Annotated in this window: 11 protein-coding genes; 9 read left to right on the forward strand and 2 right to left on the reverse strand. The window is 72.4% G+C overall.

What is annotated here, in order from left to right; translation table 11 throughout:
• Window positions 1–665: 665 nt before the first annotated feature.
• Window positions 666–1,115, forward strand: coding sequence for a PTS glucose transporter subunit IIA (locus tag ACFV18_RS19695; protein ID WP_380484850.1), 450 nt, complete (start codon window positions 666–668; stop codon window positions 1,113–1,115).
• A gap of 28 nt (window positions 1,116–1,143) precedes the next feature.
• Window positions 1,144–2,814, forward strand: a complete 1,671-nt coding sequence (gene ptsP / locus ACFV18_RS19700; RefSeq protein WP_380484852.1) for a phosphoenolpyruvate--protein phosphotransferase — start codon at window positions 1,144–1,146, stop codon at window positions 2,812–2,814.
• A 108-nt stretch (window positions 2,815–2,922) separates the two neighbouring features.
• Here ptsP and ACFV18_RS19705 read toward each other — a convergent pair whose 3' ends face one another.
• Window positions 2,923–4,893, reverse strand: a complete 1,971-nt coding sequence (locus ACFV18_RS19705) for an acetoacetate--CoA ligase (protein ID WP_380485119.1) — start codon at window positions 4,891–4,893, stop codon at window positions 2,923–2,925.
• A 483-nt stretch (window positions 4,894–5,376) separates the two neighbouring features.
• Here ACFV18_RS19705 and ACFV18_RS19710 point away from each other — a divergent pair, with 483 nt between their 5' ends.
• Window positions 5,377–7,179 (forward strand): phytoene desaturase family protein, encoded by a 1,803-nt coding sequence (locus ACFV18_RS19710; protein WP_380484854.1) that lies wholly within the window; start codon window positions 5,377–5,379, stop codon window positions 7,177–7,179.
• A 392-nt stretch (window positions 7,180–7,571) separates the two neighbouring features.
• Here ACFV18_RS19710 and ACFV18_RS19715 read toward each other — a convergent pair whose 3' ends face one another.
• Entirely contained in the window at window positions 7,572–8,123 is a 552-nt protein-coding gene (locus ACFV18_RS19715; RefSeq protein WP_380484856.1) for an NUDIX domain-containing protein, read from the reverse strand.
• A 257-nt stretch (window positions 8,124–8,380) separates the two neighbouring features.
• Here ACFV18_RS19715 and ACFV18_RS19720 point away from each other — a divergent pair, with 257 nt between their 5' ends.
• The 6 genes from ACFV18_RS19720 to ACFV18_RS19745 all read left to right on the forward strand — a co-directional run bounded on the left by ACFV18_RS19720 (window position 8,381) and on the right by ACFV18_RS19745 (window position 16,312).
• On the forward strand, window positions 8,381–8,692 hold the full coding sequence (locus tag ACFV18_RS19720) for a hypothetical protein (protein WP_380484857.1): 312 nt from the start codon (window positions 8,381–8,383) through the stop codon (window positions 8,690–8,692).
• A gap of 248 nt (window positions 8,693–8,940) precedes the next feature.
• Window positions 8,941–9,972: a UbiA family prenyltransferase gene (locus ACFV18_RS19725; RefSeq protein ID WP_380484858.1), complete on the forward strand. Its 1,032-nt coding sequence runs from the start codon at window positions 8,941–8,943 to the stop codon at window positions 9,970–9,972.
• Window positions 9,969–11,705 carry a class I adenylate-forming enzyme family protein gene (locus ACFV18_RS19730; RefSeq protein WP_380484860.1) on the forward strand — a complete coding sequence of 579 codons (1,737 nt, stop codon included), beginning with the start codon at window positions 9,969–9,971 and terminating at the stop codon, window positions 11,703–11,705. Before ACFV18_RS19725 ends, ACFV18_RS19730 begins: the two co-directional genes overlap by 4 nt.
• A 369-nt stretch (window positions 11,706–12,074) precedes the next feature.
• Window positions 12,075–13,751 (forward strand): protoporphyrinogen/coproporphyrinogen oxidase, encoded by a 1,677-nt coding sequence (locus ACFV18_RS19735; RefSeq protein ID WP_380484862.1) that lies wholly within the window; start codon window positions 12,075–12,077, stop codon window positions 13,749–13,751.
• A 107-nt stretch (window positions 13,752–13,858) separates the two neighbouring features.
• Window positions 13,859–14,569: a class I SAM-dependent methyltransferase gene (locus ACFV18_RS19740; protein ID WP_380484865.1), complete on the forward strand. Its 711-nt coding sequence runs from the start codon at window positions 13,859–13,861 to the stop codon at window positions 14,567–14,569.
• A gap of 228 nt (window positions 14,570–14,797) precedes the next feature.
• Window positions 14,798–16,312: a CoA transferase gene (locus tag ACFV18_RS19745; RefSeq protein ID WP_380484867.1), complete on the forward strand. Its 1,515-nt coding sequence runs from the start codon at window positions 14,798–14,800 to the stop codon at window positions 16,310–16,312.
• Window positions 16,313–21,681: the final 5,369 nt, after the last annotated feature.

A 21,681-nucleotide genomic window follows, 5' to 3' on the forward strand; every position in this document is an offset into this window, starting at 1 on the left:
TGCTTTCACGAAAGAGCGGCACAGCAACCACCGGAATATGGCGGTCCTGCGCACTGCGTCCTCGCTAGTGTTACTTCATAAAGGAATCTCCAACCAACCGATACCGGCTGGCCGGGGAGGTCAACATATCTGGCGTTGACTTTTGGCACGCTGTTGAGTTCTCAAGGAACGGACACTTCCTTCGAGCCGCATTCCTGCGAACTCTCCGGGCGCTTCGTTCTTTCGTGTTTCGAGCTTATCAGACCGTTTCCGCGGCGTTGACCGGGGATTTACGTTCTCGACTTGCTCTATTTACCGCCGTTGCGCGGCGACCCGAGCAACGATAGCGGGTCGGCGGCCGAGCTCCTAATCGAGGTCGGGAGGATCACTCGGACGGCCGCGTTCGGCCCGTGCAGGCGGGGCCAGGAAGGGTGTGGCGGGATGCCGTAGAGTGCGGCGCGTTGGCCAAGAGGACTAGACCACTTGAAGGTGGCTGGCCCGGAGGAGAGGGTGCGCGAAGGCCGGTTCGTGCGCTGCGGGGTGGACGTCGGGATCGATCTCCGCTCGGGCGACTCGCGGACGTTACGTCACGAAATGTCCGAGTTGGCGTAATTTGGGTCCAGCCGATCAACGGGTCGCTGCTTTGCGGCCGCACGCGATGTACTCCGTACCTGGGAGGCTCCACCATGACCACTGTCACCTCGCCGCTCGCCGGGCGTGCCGTCGGCCTTGCCAATGTGCCCGACCCGGTGTTCGCGGGAGCGATGGTCGGGCCGGGGACGGCGATCGATCCGGTGCGGGAGCCGAATGAGGCGGTGTCGCCGGTGGACGGGCAGGTGGTGTCGATGCACCCGCACGCGTTTGTGGTGATGGACGAGAACGGGCGTGGGGTACTGACGCACCTGGGGATCGACACCGTGCAGCTCAATGGGGAGGGGTTCGAGCTGCTTGTACATAAAGGGGACCGGGTGAAGCGGGGGCAACCGGTGATCAAGTGGAACCCGGCGGCGGTGGAGGCGGCGGGGAAGTCGCCGATTTCGCCGATCGTGGCGCTGGAGGCTTCGGCGGAGCAGCTGAGTGAGGTTGCGGAGTCCGGTGAGGTCGCGGCCGGCGGCGAGCTGTTCGTCTGGAACTGACGGCGACGACGGGCGAAGGGGTCGGACCATGGAGCGGACGCTGCGCGGTGTTGGCGTGAGTCACGGGGTGGCCATCGGGCCGGTGCGGCACATGGGGACCGCGGTGCTGGAGCCGCCGTCCACCCGGATCTCGGCGGAGGAAGCACCGCGTGAACAGGCCCGGGCGCAGGCCGCGGTGGAGGCGGTGGCGGCGGATCTGATCGCGCGCGGGAACCTGGCCGGGGGTGAGGCGCAGGCGGTGCTGGAGGCCCAGGCGTTGATGGCGCAGGACCCGGAGCTGCTGGCGGACGTGAACCGGCGGATCTCGGAGGGCGACAGCGCGGAGCGTGGGGTGTACGAGGCGTTCGCGGCGTACCGGGCGCTGCTGGCTGCGGCGGGTGAGTACTTGGCGGGGCGGGTCGCGGACCTGGACGACGTGCGGAACCGGATCGTGGCGCGGCTGTTGGGGATGCCGATGCCGGGAGTGCCGGACAGCGACGAGCCGTACGTGCTGTTGGCGCGGGACTTGGCTCCGGCGGACACGGCGTTGCTGGATCCGTCGCTGGTGCTGGGGTTCGTGACCGAGGAGGGCGGGCCGACGTCGCACAGTGCGATTCTGGCGCGCGCGATGGGGGTGCCGGCGGTGGTGGCGCTGCCGCGGGCGACGGAGGTGGCGGAGAGGGTGGTGGTCGCGGTCGACGGGACGACCGGTGAGGTGCTGGTGGAACCGTCGGTGGAGCGGCAGGAGGAGTTGCGGCGGCTGGCGGCGGAGCAGCAGGCGGCGCTCGCGGCGTCCTCGGGGCCGGGGCGGACCTCGGACGGGTTCATGGTGCCGTTGCTGGCGAATGTGGGAGGTCCTGCGGATCTGCCGGCGGCGTTGGAGCACGGGGCGGAGGGCGTCGGGCTGTTCCGGACGGAGTTCCTGTTCCTGGACGACTCGGCGAAGGCGCCGAGTGAGGACAAGCAGGTCCTGGCGTACCGGGAGGTGTTGGAGGCGTTCCCGGACGGCCGGGTGGTGGTGCGGGTGCTGGACGCCGGGGCGGACAAGCCCTTGGACTTCCTGACGCCCGCGGACGAGCCGAATCCGGCGCTCGGGGTGCGGGGGCTGCGGTCGTTGCTGGAGCACCCGGAGGTGTTGCATTCGCAGTTGCGGGCGTTGGCGCGGGCGGCCGAGGGGCTGTCGGCGCGGCTCGAGGTGATGGCTCCGATGGTGGCGGACCGTGAGGATGCGCGGGCGTTCGCGGAGGCCTGCCGGGAGGCGGGGCTGGACGCCAAGTACGGGGCGATGGTGGAGATTCCGTCGGCTGCGCTGCGGGCCGGGGCGTTGCTGCGTGAGGTGGAGTTCCTGTCGTTGGGGACGAACGATCTGGCGCAGTACGCGTTCGCGGCGGACCGGCAGGTGGGTTCGCTGGCCCGGTTGCAGGATCCGTGGCAGCCGGCGCTGCTGGATCTGATCGCGTCGGCAGCAGGGGCGGCGAAGGCGGCCGGGAAGAGCTGCGGGGTGTGTGGGGAGGCGGCGTCGGATCCGCTGCTGGCGTGCGTGCTGACCGGCCTCGGGGTGACCAGTCTGTCGATGGGGGCGGCCGCGATCCCGTACGTGCGGTCGACGTTGGCGCAGGCGACGCTGGCGCAGTGTCAGCAGGCCGCCGAGGCGGCGCGGGCGGCGGAGTCCGCGGCGGATGCCCGGGCGGCGGCGCAGCAGGTGTTGTCCGGGGCGTAGGCGTCCGGACCTTCGACTCCCGAGGGGTCGCTGCCACCGTGGGGGTTGGCGGCGACCCCTCGGGGCCTTTGGGAGCGCTTGCAGGTGTGGGTCGGTCGGGTGGGTCGGTCAGTGCTTGCGGGTGGTGGCGAGCTGCTCGAAGAAGCGCAGGTGGTCGAGGTTGTCGACGGAGCCGGGGTTGACCGCCTTGGTGAGGGGGGTGCCGGCCAGCAGGCGCTTGACGGGGACTTCGAGGCGCTTGCCGGTGAGGGTGTGCGGCAGGCCCTGGACGGTGATCACCTCGTCGGGGACGTGGCGCGGGGAGAGTTCGGTGCGCAGCGAGGTGCGGATCCGGCCGATGAGGTCGTCGTCCAGCTCGGCGCCGGGGGCGAGGACCACGAACAGCGGCATCCAGTAGCCGCCGTCGGGCTCTTCCAGGCCGATGACCAGGGATTCGGCGATCTCGGGGAGGCGTTCGACGACCTCGTAGATGTCGGCGGATCCCATGCGGACGCCCTGGCGGTTGAGGGTGGAGTCGGAGCGGCCGTGGATGACGACGGTGCCGCGGCCGGTGGCGGTGATCCAGTCGCCGTGTCGCCAGATGCCGGGGTAGGTGTCGAAGTAGCTGTCGTGGTAGCGGCTGCCGTCCGGGTCGTTCCAGAAGCCGGTGGGCATGGACGGGAGCGGCTTGGTGACGACGAGTTCGCCGACCGCGTCGGTGAGCGGGTGGCCGGTGGGGTCCCAGGATTCGACGGCGGCGCCGAGGCAGGGGGCCTGGATCTCGCCGAGGTACACGGGGAGGGTGGGGACACCGCCGACGAAGCAGGAGCAGACGTCGGTGCCGCCGCTGATGGAGGCGAGCCAGACGTCGGGCTTGACCTCGTCGTAGATCCACTGGAAGCCGTCGGGCGGGAGCGGGGAGCCGGTGGTGCCGAGGCAGCGGACGGCGGACAGGTCGAGGTCGCGTCCGGGGTGCAGCTCGGCCTTGCGGCTGGCGATCACGTAGGCGGCGGAGGTGCCGAGGACGGTGGCGCGGGTGCGGGCGGCGACCGACCAGAGGGCGCCGGTGTCGGGGTGTCCCGGGCTGCCGTCGTAGGTGACGATCGTGGTTCCGGTGAGCAGGCCGGCCAGCAGGAAGTTCCACATCATCCAGCCGGTGGAGGTGTACCAGAGGAAGCGGTCGTCCGGGCCGAGGTCGAGGTGGAGGGCGGCCTGCTTGAGGTGCTCGACGAGGATGCCGCCGTGGCTCTGCACGATGGCCTTGGGGAGGCCGGTGGTGCCGGAGGAGTAGAGCACCCAGAGCGGGTGGTCGAAGGGGACGGGCTCGAAGACCGGTTCGCCCCCGTTCGATGCCTCGGTGGCGGCGACCAGGTCGTCGTAGTGCAGGGCGCCCTCGGGGGCGGGGGTGTCGAGCAGCGGGACGTGGATGACCGTGCGGAGGGTGGGGAGTTCGCGGCGGAGCTCGGCGACCACCTCGGTGCGGTCGTGGTTCTTGCCGCCGTAGTGGTAGCCGTCAACGGCGAACAGGACGGTCGGCTCGATCTGCTGGAGGCGGTCGAGAACGCTGCGGGCGCCGAAGTCGGGGGCGCAGCTGGTCCAGATCGCGCCGACGGTGGCGGTGGCGAGGAGGGCGACCGCGGCCTGCGGGATGTTCGGCAGGTAAGCGCTTACCCGGTCGCCCGGGCGGACGCCGTTGGCGCGCAGCGCGGCGGCCAATGAGCCGACCTGGCGGCGCAGTTCGGACCAGCTGGTGGCAACTGGCTCGGCCGTGCGCTCGTCGAGGTGGAGGATCGCCGGGCGATCGGCGTTGGCCGGGTCCTCGGCGGCGCGCAGGGCGTGCTCGGCGTAGTTGAGGGTGGCGCCCGCGAACCAGCTCGCGCCCGGCATGGTGACCGGCTCGGTGAGGACGGCGGTGGGCGGGGTGTGGAAGCGCACGTCGAAGTACTCGGTGACGGCGGTCCAGAAGCGCGGGAGGTCCTCGGTGGACCAGCGGTGGAGGTCCGCGTAGCGGGTGGCGGCCTCGGTGTCGGTGGTGACGGGTGCGAGCGGGGCGGCCGGGGCGCCGTGGTGGTCGGCGGCCCAGCGCTGGAAGGCGACCAGGCGGCTGGCGGCGGCGCGGGTGGGGTCCGGGCGCCAGAGCGGCTCGGGGTGCGGGTCCTGCTGGTCCTGCTGGTCCTGCTGGTCCTGCTGGTCCTGCTGGTCCTGGGGGGTCGGAGGGGTGCTCACGTGGTGGTCTCCAGGCCGTGGTGGGGACGGGTGGGCTTGTGGCAGGCCGTCCGTGGGTGCTGACGGTGCTGACCATGCCACGTGATCGTCCAGGGGTCCAGGGTTCGTCCTGGTGGTGGACGGTGCGGGGGTGGGGTGGCGGGTGGTGGTGGGTGGGGGTGGTCCTGGTGGTCCTGATGGGGGTGGCGCGCGGTGGGTGGTCGGGGCTGGCCGGGGGTGGAGCGCACGATGAGTGGGGCGCACGGTGGGTGGGGGGGCGATGGGTGGGGGGCGATGGGTGGGGGGTGGTGGCGGGGGTGCGCGATTGGTGGCGCGCGGTGGGTGGTCGGGGGTGGCGGGGGGTGGTAGGACGGCGGGATGACGGTGGCTTATGACGTGGTGATCGTGGGTGGCGGGCACAACGGGCTGGTGGCGGCCGGGTATTTGGGACGTGCCGGGTTTCGGGTGCTGGTGCTGGAGCGGCTCGGGCACGTAGGTGGTGCGGCGGTCTCGGAGCGGGCGTTCCCCGGGGTGGATGCGCGGCTGTCGCGCTACTCGTACCTGGTGAGCCTGCTGCCGCGACGGATCGTCACGGATTTGGGCGTGCGGGTGGAGTTGCGGCGTCGGCGGATCTCCTCGTACACGCCGTGGGAGCGGGACGGGCGGACGGGCGGGCTGCTGGTGGATGCCTCGGAGGAGCGGCGGACGGCCGAGTCGTTCCGTGAACTCACAGGTGGGGAGTGTGAGTTCACGGCCTGGCGGGAGTTCTACGGGATGACCGGGCGGGTGGCGCGGCGGGTGTTCCCCTCGTTGACGGAGCCGCTGCCTTCGCGGGCCGAGCTGCGGGCGCTGGTGGACGATCCGGTGGCGTGGGCGGAGTTGTTCGAGCGGCCGCTGGGTGAGGCGTTGGAACGGCGGTTCGCGGACGATGTGGTGCGGGGTGTCGTGCTGACGGATGCACTGATCGGAACGTTCACGCATGCGCACGACCCCTCGCTGCGGCAGAACCGGTGCTTCCTCTACCACGTGATCGGCGGCGGGACGGGTGACTGGGACGTGCCGGTGGGCGGCATGGGTGCGGTGACGGGTGCGCTGGCGGAGGTGGCCAGGGCGGGTGGTGCGGAGTTCCGGACGGGGTGCGAGGTCGTCGCGGTGGATCCGGGCGGGCGAGGGCGGCCGGCCGAGGTCGGGTACCTGGACGCGGACGGGGTGGAGCGGCGGGTCGGGGCGCGGTGGGTGCTGTGCAACGCCGCGCCGGTGGAGCTGGCGCGGCTGCTGGGGGCGAGCGGCGGGGCGAGCGGCGGGGTGGGGGCGGCGGGTGCCGGGGCGGGTGGGGCTGGGGCCTGGGCCGGTACTGGGGCGGGTGCCGGGGCGGGTGGGGCCGGGGCCTGGGCCGGTACTGGGGCGGGTGGGTTGGCGGGCGGCGCCGAGGCCGGGGTCGGTGGGGCGGGGGCCGGTAGGGCGGGGGTCGGCGAGGCGGGGGTTGGCGAGGGGGCGCCGGAGGGGGCGCAGTTGAAAGTCAACATGTTGCTTCGTCGGCTTCCTCGGCTGCGGGACGAGGCGGTGGACGTGCGGGATGCGTTCGGGGGGACGTTCCATGTCGCGGAGTCGTACCGGGAGTTGGAAAACGCTTACCGGGTAGCTGAGGCAGGCCAGATCCCCTCCCCCGCGCCGTCCGAGATCTACTGCCACTCGCTGGCGGATCGCTCGATCTTGGGCCCCGACGTGCCGGCCGGCTGGCACACGCTCACGTTGTTCGGTCTGCAACTGCCGGCACGGCTGTTCGCCGGGCCAGGGGATCCGGAGGGGTTGCGGCAGGCCGCGCTGGCGGGCGTCCTGGCCGCGCTCGACGGGGTGCTGGCGGAACCACTCGCGGAATGCCTGGCGGTCGACGGGGACGGTCGGCCCTGCCTGGAGGTGCGGAGCCCGCTGGACCTCGAGGCCGATCTTCGGCTGCCGGGCGGCAACATCTTTCACCGGGACCTGGCGTTCCCGTTCCGGGAGGAAGGCGGCGTCGGGGGCGGGGGCAGGGGCGCGGGGGTTCCGGTGGCGGACTCCGGTCGGTGGGGTGTGGAGACTGCTGAGGCGCGAGTCCTGTTGTGCGGAGCCGGGGCGGTACGGGGTGGCGGGGTCAGCGGGATTCCGGGGCACAACGCGGCGATGGCAGTGCTGGGGAGGTAGGGGACGCAGCGGCGGCGGGGGTGAGCGGGGGTTGCGGTTGCGGAAAGCGTTTACCGAGTGCGTGGCGCCCGCCCGGGCGAATCAACCGGAAAGCGTTTACCGAGTTCGGGCCGTCCACCGTCAGCCGGTGGCGAGGGTGACGGGCCAGCGACATGTTGACGCAGGCGCGCGGGAAAGCGCTTGCCGATTGCGTGGCGCGGCCCGGGCGAGGCAACCGGAAAGCGTTTACCGACTTCGGGCCGTCGGCTGTCAGCCGGTGGCGAGGGTATGGGCCGTTGGGCGTTGGCGCATGGTGACGGAAAGCGCTTACCGGTTGGCTTGGGTGGTTGCCGGATTGGTGTGCGGTAAGCGCCTTCCGGCACCCTGCCCAGGCTGCCCCCGGTGCCGCGGCGTCAGTGGCGGGTGAACTCGCCGTTGAACCAGGAGTGAGCGACGCGGGTGTGGAAGGGGAAGGCCAACGGAGTTCCGGCGGTGGCGAGTTGCCAGCCTTCGGTCTCGTCGGTGGGGACGGACGGGGGGAGGTCGGCGAGGTTGCGGGCGGGGAAAAGGGCGAACAGGCAGAGGAAGCCGCCGCGGGTGTCGGAGTCGGTGGAGACCAGGCGGGCATCAGCGGGGTCCGCCAGGATGCCGGTCTCCTCGCGCAGTTCGCGGACGGCGGCCTGCTCCCAGCTCTCGCCGTAGTCGATGTAGCCGCCGGGGAGGGCGAGTTCGCCGTAGCCGGGTTCGATGGTGCGGCGGATGACGGTGAGCCGGGTGTCCCCGTCGGGGTGGTGGACGGGGAGCAGGGCGACGGTGACCGGGAGCGGGTTGCGGTAGCTGATCTCGCGGCAACCGGGGCAACTGCGCGGCCAAGTCACGGTGCCGGCCGGGTACGGCGTTCCGCACCAGTGGCAGTGCGTGTTCGGGCCGAAGAGGGTGGGGCGGGCGGACGGCTGGGTCGTCATGGATGGATGGTAGTTCGATCGGGTGATGGGCAGGGCGGGAAGCGGGAAGCGGGAAGCCGGAGCGCGGGCCGGTGATGCCGGACGGAACGCCGCTGATGTCACTGGCCAGGGGCGCACAGTGGTGCGGTGGGGCGGATGAAGGGCTTCGAGGACCGGCCGGGTGGGTGAATGCGGAGTTCGCCGTTGGAATTCGGGGGTGCGCGCGCGATAGCGATGGGTCGGCCCGTGACCGACATGGGCGTTGAATGTGATTAAGGATGATTGTGCGAGCAATTCTGGTTTCCATGGTGGCCGCAGCCTCGGCGCTCGGACTGGCGGCACCCGCGCCTGCGGCGACGCGGTCGGCAAACGGCCAGGTCGTGGTGTTCTCCACCGAGCTGCAGCCGCTGGACATCTACACCAACCCGTCCGGGTGCCAGCAACTTCCCGCCACTGCACACGTGTTGAACAACCAGACGGACGGTCCCGTACAGGTGTACGGCAACCCGCTCTGCCTCGGTCCGTCGGTGACGGTGAAGCCTGGGCATGGAACGCACGTGCCGGGTGGCGCGGGAAGCTTTTCCGCCTGACCCTGCGGGTCGGGAATTCGGGCGGAAGGGTGGCGAATTGGCGGTCCACTCGCCTTTTACGCTTATCACAGAAATGCATCCAATCGGTGGCGCTGTGTCATCATGGCGATGGCCGACTTCTCGCCCGCCATGGCGAATTGGCGCACCATCAGTGCGGTCGGCTCGTTGTCTGAGGCCCCCCGGCGCACTGGCATCCCCGGGTTTGCGGCCGCCATTGAGAGGACTGCGTTTCCGTGGAGCACGTCACTGTGTCCGCTGCCCCAGAGCCGGCGGTCTCCGTCCCGGGGGCGGCTGTTGCTGTCCCGGGGGCGGCGGGCGCCGCCCGAGGGGCGGCTCCGGTCGCCTGGCGGGCGTACGCCAGGCTGGCCAAACTCGACATCTACGACTACTACTTGAGCGTCCCGCTGGTGGCCGCGATGGTGGTGGCGACCGGGTCGAATGCGGGGGTCGGGGCGAGTGTCGGCGACATGCTGGCGGTGCTGGTGCTGTTCCTCGGCGGCGAGGTCGCGATGAGCGCGGCGATGTGCACCTTCGACGACGTGACCGGGTACCGGGACGGCAGTGACGCGGTCAATTACGGGCCGGACGCGCCGGCCCGTCGGCTGGCCCGAAAGCCGTTGGTGGCAGGCACGTTGACGGAACCGCAGGCGATCCGGTTCGGCTGGGCGACGGTGGCGGCCTGCGTGCTGTGCTGGCTTGCCGCGGTCGTGCTGGCACCCGCCCGGCCGGGGTGGGCGGTGGCCGGGGTGGTCGCGCTGGCGGTGTGCGGCTTCCAGTACTCGTGGTGGCTGCGGATCAGCTACAACGGCTTCCAGGAGTTCTTCCTCGCGGCACTCGGTTGGCTCTTCGTGCTGCCCCTGTACGGGCTGCTGACCGGCCGGTTCGACGGCTTCGTCGCGGTGCAGGCGCTGGTGTTCGGCCTGGGTCCGCTGCTGTTCGGCGTCTACTCCAACACCAATGACATCCCGGGCGACCGGGCGGTGGGCCGCAAAACGGTCGCGGTGCTGGTGTCGCCACGCGGCAACGCCGCGTTCGTGGGCGGGTGTTCGGCGCTGGAGGCGGCGCTGCTGGTGGGTTCGGCGGTCGCCGGGATCGCGCCGTGGTGGTTCCCGCTGGTGATGGCTCCCGTGATGGCACTGCGGGCCCGGCAGTGGGTGCTGGGGTTCGTCCGGGGTGACATTCTGGTGGCGCGCCGGCTGGGCATCCACCTGCACCGCCTGTGCTGTGCGCTGCTGGTGGGCGTGGACCTGGCGGTGGCGGTGCTCGGCGGCGGGCTGTGACGGGGCCGGGCCGGACGACCCGGCGCGGCGGCGGCCTCGCGTCCGTGGTGCGGCGGCTGCCGTTGGACCTGGGCCCGCTCTTCGACACGCTGGCCGAGCAACGCCCTTCGGTGGACGTCCGGTTGGGGCGTCCGCTGGACCTGGCGCCGGACGGCGGCACCTGCTGGGACACCGCCGGGCTGGCCGAGTTGGTGCGGGAGACCGCGGCGTGGCTGGCGGCGGCGGGCGCGCGTCCGGGCTCGTCGGTGGCGATCGTGAAGCACAACCACTGGGACTACGTCCTGCTCGCGTGCGCGGCGGCGCGGCTCGGGGCGGTGCCGGCGCTGCTCTCCGACCGGATCGCGCCGGACGGGCTGGTCGCGCTGCTGCACCGGCTGCGCCCGGACGTGCTGGTCACCCAACGGAACGTCATGGCGGGCGCCCGCGCGGCCGGGCACGACCTGGACCAGCTGGCGATCCGGACGGTGTGCCTGGACGGGCCCGTGGAGGGCGCGTTGACGCCGGACGACCTGCGCGGCGGGGCGGTTCCGCCGGTGCACTCGCGCGGGGAGGACGAGCCGCTGGCGATCATTCACACCTCGGGCACCACCGGGGTGCCCAAGCTGGTGGTGCACTCCACCCGGACATTGATCCGGCGGCTGTCCGCGTTCGAGGCGCGGCCTTGGCCGGTGCTTTCGGTGCGCGGCGACGACACCGTCGCCAGCGCCATCTCGTTCGCCCACGGCCGGGCCCTGACCTGGACCGTCAGCGCCTTCTGGCGCGCCCCGCGAACTGTCGCACTACTGCCGGACTCCGACGTGTCGACGGCCGCTGCGCTGCTGCGCAGCCACCCGCCGACCGTACTGGAGGCGATGCCGTCGAACTATGTGCGGTGGCAGCAACTGGCTGCCGGCGGGGACGGGGGTGCTGGGGAGTCTGCTACGGCGGGCGGGTCTGCTGGGCCTGTTCGGTCTGATGGGTCTGCTGGGCCTGCCGGGGCGAATCCGTTTCGGGACGTGCGACTGTTCATCTCGACCTTCGATGCGATGCATCCGCCGACAGTGCGGGCCTTCCTGCAGGCGAGTCGGCGGCGTCGGCCGTTGTGGATGCAGGGTTGGGGGCAGAGCGAGACCGGTCCGTTGAGCTTCCGGTTCCTGACTCGGAAAACGCTTTCCGGGCCTGCTGGACGGCATCCGACCACGCGTGATCTGGGACGTCCGGTGCCCGGGTGGGTGCGGGTGAAGGTGGCCGATCCGGAGCGGCCCGGGCGGTCGGTGCGGCGCGGCGAGACGGGCATGCTGTACGCCCGCACCGGGGCGCTGTGCCTCGGCTACCTCGGCGAACCGGAGCGGTGGGCACAGAAGGTCGACGGCTTGTGGTTCAACACCGGCGACCTCGGGATGCACACCCGGGACGGTCGGGTCTTCGTGCTGGACCGGGAGGTGGACATGGTTCCCGGGCTGAGCTGCGTCGAGATCGAGGACGTGCTGCACGAGCGCCTGCCGGACGTCGAAGAGGCCGTGCTGCTCTCGGTGGCGGACGGCCATCCGCAGCCGGTGCTGGTCACCGCGGCCGGCGAACTCGACCCGCAGCGTTGGCAGGACGCGGTGCGTGATCTGCCGCCGCTGGCCGAGCCGTTGATCGTCCCCTGGGACGCGGTACCGCGCACGGCCACTGGGAAGGTGCGGCGACACGAGCTGCGCGAGCAGGTGTTGGCGGGGAGTTCGCCGATCGGGACCGGGCGATGGACGTGAGGTGGTGGATGTGAGGCGGTGACGGGTGGCCGGTGAGCGCGGGCCGGTGAGCGCGGGCCGGTGGGGGCGGGCCGGTGGGGGCGGGCCGGTGGGGGCCGGTGGACGGTGAGTGGAGCCAGGTCGAGCGGCCGGATGCGGTGGCTCGCGGCGGACGGGCTCGGGGTTGGCGATTGTCCGCGCAGGGACTGACCGGCTGTCGAGAGGGCTGACAGTTCTGGGCGAGTGGTCACGCGACGGAGATTGTCTACGCGGAGATCAACTCGCCCAGAGGGCGCTGATCGTTTTTGGACAGCAGTGATCACGCCCCGGAGATTGTCTACGCAGGGACTAAATGACCGTCGAAGCCACCGGTCGGGCCGGGTTGGTGTCGTGGCGGGGCTGCAGCGGGTCTGCGGGCGGATGTGGGAACGGATGGAGGAGCTGGGCGTGGACGAGCTCGATGTTGCGGTGGTGGGTGCGGGGATTGCGGGGTTGTCCGCAGCGCACCACCTGGTGGCCGCCGGGCGTGAGGTGCGGGTGTTCGAGGGTGCGGAGCGGGTGGGCGGGCGGATGGCGTCCACCCGGGTGGACGGCTGGTTGCTCGACGAGGGCGCGGAGACCATCGCGGGCGCCGGGTACGAGGCGACCTGGGAGTTGATTCGCGCGGTCGGCATTCCGGAGTCGGAGGTCCCCGTGATCGAGCCGGGCTTCGCGCTGTGGCGGGGCGGTCGGGCGCATGCTCATCTGGGCCACCCGAAGGGCCTGTTGACGGGTGCCGGGTTGTCCTGGCGGGGCCGGGCGGCGTGGCTGCGGTTCGCGATGGAGCTGTCCATGTCCTGGCGCGGGTTCGACCCCGACCGGCCGGAGAATGCGCCCAGCCGTGACCTGACGCTCAGCGAGTTCTGTGCCGGTTCGGCCGGGCGGGAGGAGTTGCTGGCGGCGATGCTGCAGCCGCTGTCCAGTCACTGTTTCGGCTGGCGGCCGGAGAGTTCCGCGGTGGCGCCGATGGTGGCGACGCTGATGTCGGTCGGCGGGGCCGGTGCCCGCTGGATGACCTACCGGGACGGTATGGACACCCTGGCCCGACGGCTGGCGGAGCACCTCCGGGTGGAGTTGGACTCGCGGGTGGTGGCGGTCCGGGAGCAGCCCGGTGGGGCCGGCGTGCGGCTGGAGTTCGCCGACGGTGCGGAGGTGGTGGCCCGGCAGGTGGTGCTGGCGGTGCCCGCGCCGCTGGCCCTGGAGCTGCACGGCAGCGCCGCTGAGGACGCGCAGCCGTACTTGGCCGCGAGTACGTACACGCCGATGCTCAAGGTTGCGTGTCTGCTGGACCGTCCGCTGCCGAGTCCCACCCGCTCCCCCAGCTACGCGATGTCGGTACCGGAGAGTGAGAGCCGGGTGTGCACCGGCCTGATCCTCGACCACCTGAAAGCGGAGGGCCGGACCCCCGAGGGGCGGGGGCTGGCGAGTGTGTTCGCGTCGCCGTGGATCTCCCCACAGCTGATGGACGAGCCCGACGAGCAGGTGGTGGAGACGGTCTGCGCGGAGGCCGAACGCTTCCTGCCGGGCCTGCGGGACGCCACCGTCCGCACCTTGGTGCACCGTTTCCGGCTCGGGCTGCCGCAGGGTTCGCCGGCGGCGGTGCGGGAACGGGCCGCGTTCCTGGCCCGGCCGGCCCGGGCGGTGGAGTACGCGGGCGACTGGGTGATGCTCCGGCCGAGCAGTGAAGGTGCCGTCCGTTCGGGCAAGTTGGCGGCCGAGCGGGTGCTTGCCTTCGCATCGGAGCGGTCCCGGGCGGTGGGGGCGGTGGGGATGGTAGGGGCGTCCGGGGCGGCAGCGGTTCCCGTGCCGGCGCCGCGCGGCCCCGAGCCGGATGCGGCGAAGGCGGATGCGGCGAAGGCGGATGCGGCGAAGGCGGATGAGGTGCAGTTGGGTGAAGTACGTTCGGGTGAGGTGCAGTTGAGTGAAGTGCAGTCGGAGGGGGCGCAGTCGGATGGGGTGGCGTCCGGGGCTGTAGTAGCGGATCGCGGGCCGGGTGGGCAGGCCGGCGAGACGGCTGGGGCGGCCTGATGGTCGGGGTGGTGCGGGAGTTGGCGTTCGGGGGTGGGGGCAGTTCGTACCTGTTCGACAACGCCAGTGCGCATGCCGGTGGGCAACATCGGTGTCTGGCGGGGTGGTTGGACCGGATCAGCATTGGGGAGCTGAGCCGGGTCGGGGTGCGGCCCGGGATGAGTTGCCTGGACGTGGGGGCCGGGGCGGGAAGTATTGCTGTCTGGCTTGCGGATCAAGTCGGGCCGGAGGGCACGGTGTTGGCCACGGATGTGGCACCGCTGCCGATGGCGGACCGGCCCGTGTTGACGGTGCGTCGGCACGATGTGGTGCGGGACGCGTTGCCGGAGGCGGCGTTCGATCTGGTGCACGTGCGGCTGGTGCTTTCCCATCTGCCGAAGCGGGACGCCGTGTTGGCACGCCTGTTCGCGGCGCTGCGGCCGGGTGGTGTGCTGCACCTGTTGGAATTCGACGCCGAGTACGCGCCGGTGCTGACCGCCCCCGGCGAGCGGGCCCGTGATCTCTACGAGCGTTACCAGCAGGCGAAGTTGCGGGCCTTCCGGGCACGCGGCTCGGATCAGGGGTGGGGACGGAAGTGTGCCGCCGCCATGGTGCGCGCCGGTTTCGTCGGCGTGGAGACGTCGCCGTACCTCGACACGCTCGCACCCGGCACGCCGCAGTTGGAGATGCAGGTGCACAACACCTGGCACCTGCGGGAAGCCCTGCTGCGCGAGGGCCTGACGGATGACGAACTCGCCGAGCTGCGGGCCTTGTTCGCCGATCCGCTGTTCCGGGCCTGCTCGAACGTGGTGTACGCGGTGCACGGCCGCAAGCCGTGACGGTGGTGGAGGTGCCGGTTCCCGTCCCCCGGTCGGGCCGGGCGGGGGTTTCGGTCGGGTGTGACGTGGTGGCCTCTCGGTGAGGCGGGGCGGGGTGGTGCGGCTGGCCCGTGACGGGTCTGGGAGGTTCGAGTGACAGCCGAGCAACTGTGGCGTGGTGCACGGGAGTTGGAAGAAAGGGTCCGGGGTTCTCTGCCGCTGGTCGCTTCCCGGGTAGCAGCCGATCTGATGCGGGCGGCCGGGGTGGAGGTGGCGGAGGCTGCGGGTGGCGTGCTGGAGGCTGATGGGACCCTGGTCTGCCGGTTGACCTGGGCGGGGCCGGTGAAGCTCCCGTTGCGGAGCGAGGCGGATGTGCAGGCGGCGTGCGGGGTGATGCACGTCCACGGGCGCAGGTACGGTGGCCCGCGCCTGCTGGGCGTGGACTTCGCATCGGTTGCGGCCGGAGTCCTGGCTGCCGGTGGCACTCTCGCGGCTTTGCGGGCACGGGAGTTGGGCGTGCCGTATCGGGAGGTGGAGGTCTCGGTGGCGCAGGCCGCGCTGTTCGGCCTGGCGCAGTACCTGGCGGCGGCGACGGCGGAGGAGCCGTGTGCGGAGCCGGTCGGGATGGGTGGTCCGCCGTTCCGGTCATCGGACGGTGTCCGGTTCGAGCTGGAGACGCTTGCGGCCGACGGCTGGTTGCGGTTCTGGACCGAACTCGGCGTCGAGCGGCGGGTGGTGGGCCGTTCGTGGCTTCCGTTCCAGACGCGGTACGGGACGGCGACGTGTCCGCTGCCCGCCGAACTGTTCGACGCAGCCCGCCGATTGACATTCCGGGAGGTGGTCGCGTCGGCGGAGCAGTGCGGCGTCGCCGTCACGCCGGTGGCGGCGGCGCCCCTGGTAATGAACGGGATGCCGTGGCGGTTGCGGGAGGGGCCGGCGGGGGCGCCGACGCGCGAGGCTCCGGCCGGTGGGCTCGGCCCGCTGAACGGCGTGACGGTCGTCGAGGTGGCGCGGCGCGTACAAGGGCCCATGGCTGGGCGGGTGTTGAGCCTGTTGGGTGCGCGAGTGGTGCGGGTCGAGCCGCCCGGCGGGGACCCGTTGCGGGGCGTACCACCGATGACCGAGGTCGGCGGGGAGCCGGTGTCGGCGCGGTTCGCTGCGCTCAACCGCGGCAAGGAGGTGCTGGAGGCGGACCTCAGGTCGGCCGAAGGTCGTTCTTCCGTACGAGAGTTGGTGCGGGGCGCGGATGTGCTGCTGCACAGTCTCGCGCCGTCGAAGGTGGTCGGCCTGGGCCTGGACGCGGAGACGCTGGACGCCGTCCGCCCCGGGCTGGTCTACGCGCAGGCGTCCGGGGGTGCGCCCGGGGTGGACACCGACTACCCCGTGCAGGCGTACTCCGGTCTCGCCGCGCTCCTGGTCCCGCCCGGGCTGCCGCCGCAACCCTCGCAGCCCCCGCAGCCCCCGCAGCCTCCGCGACCGACGCTGCTGACGGTCTGCGACGTGCTGGGTGGGCTGGTCTGCGCGGCGGCGGCCGTCGCCGGGCTGGTGGCCCAGGCGCGGACGGGGCGGGCGCAGCGGGTGGAGTCGTCGCTGGTGTCGGCGGCGAGGTTGCTGTGCGGCGCCGCGAGCGCGCCCGACCGCCCGGGTGACGGGGCCGAGGTGTGCACGGATCTGTCGGTGCTGGCCGGTGATCCGCGGTTCGCCGGAGCGCTGGAGGGTTCGGGGTGTGCCGTCGTCCGAGCGCCCTGGGAGTTCCGGACGTGAGCGGGTGGCGGTGGCGGAGGCGGCGCCCTCGACCGCTGTGCGGACGCTCGGGGCGGCGGACGTCGCACCGCAGGGGCCTCGCCGGCCGGGGGCGGAGGCGGTGCGCGTATGGGGGGTGGGGGCGGTGCTGTCCTCCGGCCGGGTGCATTCCCGGTGGGTGCGGGTGCGGGGGCCGGGACGGGTGTGGGCGTCGGGACGGGTGCGGGTGCGTTCCGGGTGGGTGCAGGCGCCGGGACGGGGGCAGCGATGTGTGGCCGGGGGCGCCGGCTGGGGGGACGGCTGGTGGGTATGGGCGGCCGGGTGCTGTGTCGGGGCCCGGGGAGGCGGGCGAATTGTGGGCCCGCGCGACGGATCGGCGTCGGCGAGCGGGTGACCGGGCGTCGGCGCCGGGGGCCGGTGTGCGCCCGGCTGGGGTGGGGCGGCACGGGGGCGTTCGTCGCGGGCCGGCGGGGATGCGGGTATCTGCCGGTCCACGGCGCACCGGGTGCGGGCGGTCTTCTGCATCGGCGACGGGGGGTTCTGGGTGGGGTGGCCGCGCTGCCTGTGGTGGGACTCGGCGGCGGGTGTGTCGTGCGGCGGCCCCCAAGGCGGGGACGGGGTGGCGCGGCGCCAGGAGTGCGTTGATGGCGGGCAGGGGGCGTCGGGGCTGCGGAGTTGGGCACGCGGCGACGGTTGGTGGTGGCGGAGCGGTCCGATGCTGCGGCGCCTGGTCACGTACGCCTGGCGATCGGCGGCGCGGCCGCTGCCCGGCGGCGGTCCGGCGACGGGAGGCTGGCGGCGGATGGGGGCGGTCGTGGAGGTGCCGCGCTCTGCGTGTTGACGTGACGAGGCGGCGCGGCGCTTCGATGGGCGTGGGAGGGTGGCGGTCCGGTGGCGCGGCCGGCTCGGGGGGTGGGGGCCGTTGTTCGGGTGGGGCGGGTCGGCAGTTGCGGGTTCACGCCCGCGCGCCGGGAGCGTCTGCACCGGCCGGGACTCCGTGGGTCGTCTGTGGGCGACGCGGTGTGCGCTGGAGGGCCGGTGGCGCTTCACATCGGGCACTCCGGCCACGAGCGACGGGCCGCAGATGCGTTCCCGGAACCGCAGCGGGGCGGCGTGACGCCGCGAACACCTCCGTGGGGGGCAGGCACGACTGGGGCTTCGGTACTGCAAACGCGCTAGCAGGTGGCCGTGTGCGAACAGGCGAAGTGGGCCGACGGAACGGGATCAGGTCATGTGGCCCCGGTGGTTGGCCCCTCGCGCACTGCCCAGCGACGGTCCGGCGGCGGGCGGACGACGGCAGGCGGGCGTACTCGCGGAGGTGCCATGCCCTGCCTGCTGACGCGAAGGGGCGGCGCGGCACTTCGACGGGGGCAGTCGGGTGGCATGGCTGCCATGCAGCTGGCGCAGTGAGTGGAGGCCGTTGCTCGGGTCGGGCGGGTCGGGAGCTGCGGGCTCACCCCTGCGCGCCGGGAGTGTCTGCACCGGCCGGAACTCCGCAGGGCGCCTGCGGGCGACGCGACACTTCGCCAACGCCCTTGTACTGGACGCCTGGTGGCGCTCCGCGCTGCACACCCCGGCTGCAACGGACACGCCGCCCATGTGCGGCCGCCACCGCAGCTGGGCCGTGCGATGCCGCGAACGCCTCGGCGGCAGGCATGCGCGACCGGGCCTTCGGAACTGCGAACGCCCCCGCAGGTGGCCGTGTCCGATCAGGCCAAGTGGGCCGACCGAACGGGATCAGATCATGTGGCCCCGGTGGTTGGCCCCTCGCGCACTGCCCAGCGACGGTCCGGCGGCGGGCGGACGACGGCAGGCGGGCGCGCTCGTGGGAGTGCCGCGCTCTGTCTGTTTGCGCGAAGGGACGACACGGCACTTCGACGGGGCAAGGAGGGTGGGGTGGCGGTGGCGCAGCTGGCTCGGTGGCTGGACGCCGCTGTTCGGGTGGGACGGGTCGGCCGGTGCAGGATCACGCCGGCGCGTCCCGAACGCCTGCACCAGTCGGGACTTCGCAGGAGGGCTCCGGGCGGCACGACACAGCACCAACATCCTTGCCCGGTAGGCTCGATGGCGCTTCACGTCGCGGATCTCGGCCGCGACCGACACGGCACGGATGCCTTCCCGGCACCGTGGCTGGACGGCGTAACGTGGCGAACGTCCCGGTGGGAGGCAGGCGCGACCGGAGCTTCGGAGCTGCGAACGCCCCAGTAGTCGACCCGGCCCGCGAAGGCAAACTGGGCCTCCGGAACGGGATCCGGCCGTGTGGACCCGGCGGTCGGTCGCCCGCCCGCTGCCAGCCAACGGCTCAGCGCCGGGCGGCCGACGACCGGCAGGCGTGCTCGTGCGAGTGCCGCGTTCTGTCCGTTTGCGCCAGGGGGCGACGCAGCGTTTCGCCAGGCGCGGGAGGGTGGTGTTGCGGTGGCGCGGCTGGCTCGGTGAGTGGAGGCCGTTGCTCGGCTCGAACGGATCGGAAGCTGCGGGCTCACCCCTGCACGCCGGGAGCGTCTGCACCGGCCGGAACTCCGCAGGGCGCCCGTGGACGACGCGACACATCGCCAACGCCCGTGCGCTGGAGGCCTGGTGGCGCTGCGCGCAGCACACCCCGGCTGCGACGAACACGTCGCCCATGTGCGGCCGCCACCGCAGCTGGGCCGTCTGATGCCGCGAACACCTCAGCGGCAGGCATGCGCAACCAGGGCTTAGGAGCTGCGAACGCCCCAGCAGTCGGCCCGGCCCACGAAGGCGAACTGGGCCTGCGGAACGGGATCCGGTCGTGTGGACCCGGCGGTCGGTCGCCCGCCCGCTGCCAGCCAACGGCTCAGCGCCGGGCGGCCGACGACAGGCGGGGGTGCTTGCTGAGGTGCCGCGCCCTGCCTGCTGGTCTGAAGGGACGGCACGGCACTCCACCGGGCGTGGCCGGGTCGCCTGGCGGCAATGCAGCGAGCTCAGTGAGGGGAGGCCGTTGCTCGACTCGCACGAATCGGAAGCTGCGGGCTCACCCCTGCGCGCCGGGAACGTCTGCAACGATCGGGCCTCCGCGGGGTGCCAGCGGGCGGCACGGCGCGCCACCAACGTCCTTGCGCTGGACGGCCGGCGGCGCTTCGCGTCGCGTACCTCGGCCACGACCGACAGGCCGCGCCGCCGGATGGCCTAACACGGCTGATGCCTCGGTGACAGGCGGACACGGCTGGGGTGCCAGAGTTGCGAACGCCCCCGCAGGTGGTCGTGGCCATGAACGGGAAGTGGGCCTGCGGAACGGGATTCGGTCATGGGGGCCCGGCGATCGACCCCGCGCGCGCTGCCGACCAGCAGCCCAGCGCTGGGCGGACGACGGCAGGTGGGGGTACTCGCGAAGGTGCCACGCCCTGCTGGCTGGCATGAAGGGCCAGCACGCTGTCTCAACGGGCCCGACCGGATGGTGGTGCGGGGATGCGACTGGCTCGGTCAGTGGACGCCGCTGTCTGGGTGGAATGGGTCGGCAGTCGCGGATTCACGCCCGCGTGCCGAGAGCATCTGCACCGAGCGGGCCGCCACTGGATGCCCGTGGGCTGCGCGGCGCGCAACCAACACCCTTGTGCTGGAGGGCTGGTGGCGCTTCGTGTCGCGCACCTCGGCCACGACCGACGGGCCGCGCATGCGCGCCCAACAGCGCAGCGGGGCTGCGTAACACGGCGAGCCCCTTGGTGGGAGGCAGGCGCGACCAGGGCTTCGGTACTGCAAACGCGCTAGCAGGTGGCCGGGTGCGATCAAGCGAAGTGGGCCGACGGATCGGGATCCGGTCGTGCGGGCCCGGCGGTCGGTCGCTCGCGCGCTGCCCAGCGACGGTCCGGCGGCGGGAGGCTGACGGCAGGTGGGGGTGCTCGCGAAGGTGCCACGCGCTGCTGGCTGACGTGAAGGGGCGGCAGGGTGTCTCGACGGGCGTGGTCGGACGGCGGTGCGGTGATGCGGCTGGCTCGGTTGGTGGACGCCGCTGTCTGCGTGGGATGGGTCGGCAGTTGCGGATTCACGCCCGCACGTCGAAAGCATCTGCACCGAGCGAGCCGTCACTGGATGCCTGTGGGTTGCGCGGCGCGTTACCAACGTCCGTGCGCTGGAGAGCTGGTGGCACTTCACATCGCGCACTACGGTCTCGACCGGCACGCCGCGCATGCGCGCACGACACCGCCACTGGGCGGCGTAACACGGAGAGCGCCTCGGTGGGAGGCAGGCGCGACTGGGGCTTCGGTACTGCAAACGCCCCCGCAGGTGGTCGCGGCAGCCATGAAGGCGAAGTGGGCCTGCGGAACGGGATCCGGTCGTGTGGGCCCGGCGATCGACCCCGCGTGCACTGCCCAGCGACAGTCCGGCGGCGGGAGGCTGACGGCAGGTGGGGGTGCTCGCGAAGGTGCCACGCGCTGCTGGCTGACGTGAAGGGGCGGCAGGGTGTCTCGACGGGCGTGGTCGGACGGCGGTGCGGTGATGCGGCTGGCTCGGTTGGTGGACGTCGCTGTCTGCGTGGGGTGGGTCGGCAGTTGCGGATTCACGCCCGCACGACGGGAGCATCTGCACCGATCGGGCCGCCGCCGGGTGCCTGCGGGCGGCGGCCCACGGCGAACGTCGCGGTGGAAGGCAGGCGCGACCAGGGCTTCGGTACTGCGAACGCGCTAGCGGGTAGCCGTGGCCATGAAGGCGAAGTGAGCCTGCGGAACGGGATCCGGTCGTATGGGCCCGGCGGTCGGTCGCTCGCGCGCTGCCGACCAGCGACCCAGCGCCGGGCAGCTGACGACAGGCCGGGGTGCTCGCGAAGGTGCCACGCCCTGCCTGCTGACGCGAAGGGCCAGCACGGCGTCTCGACGGGCATGGCCGGATGGCAGTGCGGTGATGCGGCTGGCCCGGTCGGTGGACGCCGCTGTCTGCGTGGGGTGGGTCGACGCTTGCGGATTCACGCCCGCACGCTGAGAGCACCTGCACCGGCCGGAACTCCGCAGGGCGCCTGTGGGCGGCGCGGCGCGTCACCAACGCCCGTGCACCGTACAGCTGGTGGCGCTTCACCTCGTGCATGTGTACCCGGCACCGCGGCTGGGCCGCGTGATGCCGCGAACGCCTCGGTGGCAGGCAGGCAGGATGGGGGCCACGGAGCTGTGAACGCCCCGGAAGCCGGCCAGGTCCAAACAGGTGGAACGGTCCGACGTTGCAGATCACGGTCGCGCGCACCTGGCAGCCGACCACACACTCGCTGCCCCGCAACGGCTCGGCGCCGGGCGGCAGATGACGGGTGGGGGCGCTCGCGCAGATTCCGTTCTCTGCGTGCTGACGTGAAGGGACGGCGCGGCCTTCCGACACGTGTGCGCGGACGGCGTTGCGGCGATGCGGCTGACTCGGTGGGTGGATGCCGGTGTCTCGACGGAACGGGT

It is taken from the genome of Kitasatospora sp. NPDC059673, assembly GCF_042734215.1.
In the GTDB taxonomy this organism is placed as follows: domain Bacteria; phylum Actinomycetota; class Actinomycetes; order Streptomycetales; family Streptomycetaceae; genus Kitasatospora.

Excerpts from the sequence above, each read along its gene's own strand:
- ACFV18_RS19720 (WP_380484857.1), top strand. The coding sequence starts at position 8,381 with ATGATTGTGCGAGCAATTCTGGTTTCCATGGTGGCCGCAGCCTCGGCG.
- ACFV18_RS19710 (WP_380484854.1), top strand. The coding sequence starts at position 5,377 with ATGACGGTGGCTTATGACGTGGTGATCGTGGGTGGCGGGCACAACGGG.
- ACFV18_RS19695 (WP_380484850.1), top strand. The coding sequence starts at position 666 with ATGACCACTGTCACCTCGCCGCTCGCCGGGCGTGCCGTCGGCCTTGCC.
- ACFV18_RS19745 (WP_380484867.1), top strand. The coding sequence starts at position 14,798 with ATGCGGGCGGCCGGGGTGGAGGTGGCGGAGGCTGCGGGTGGCGTGCTG.
- ACFV18_RS19715 (WP_380484856.1), bottom strand. The coding sequence starts at position 8,123 with ATGACGACCCAGCCGTCCGCCCGCCCCACCCTCTTCGGCCCGAACACG.
- ptsP (WP_380484852.1), top strand. The coding sequence starts at position 1,144 with ATGGAGCGGACGCTGCGCGGTGTTGGCGTGAGTCACGGGGTGGCCATC.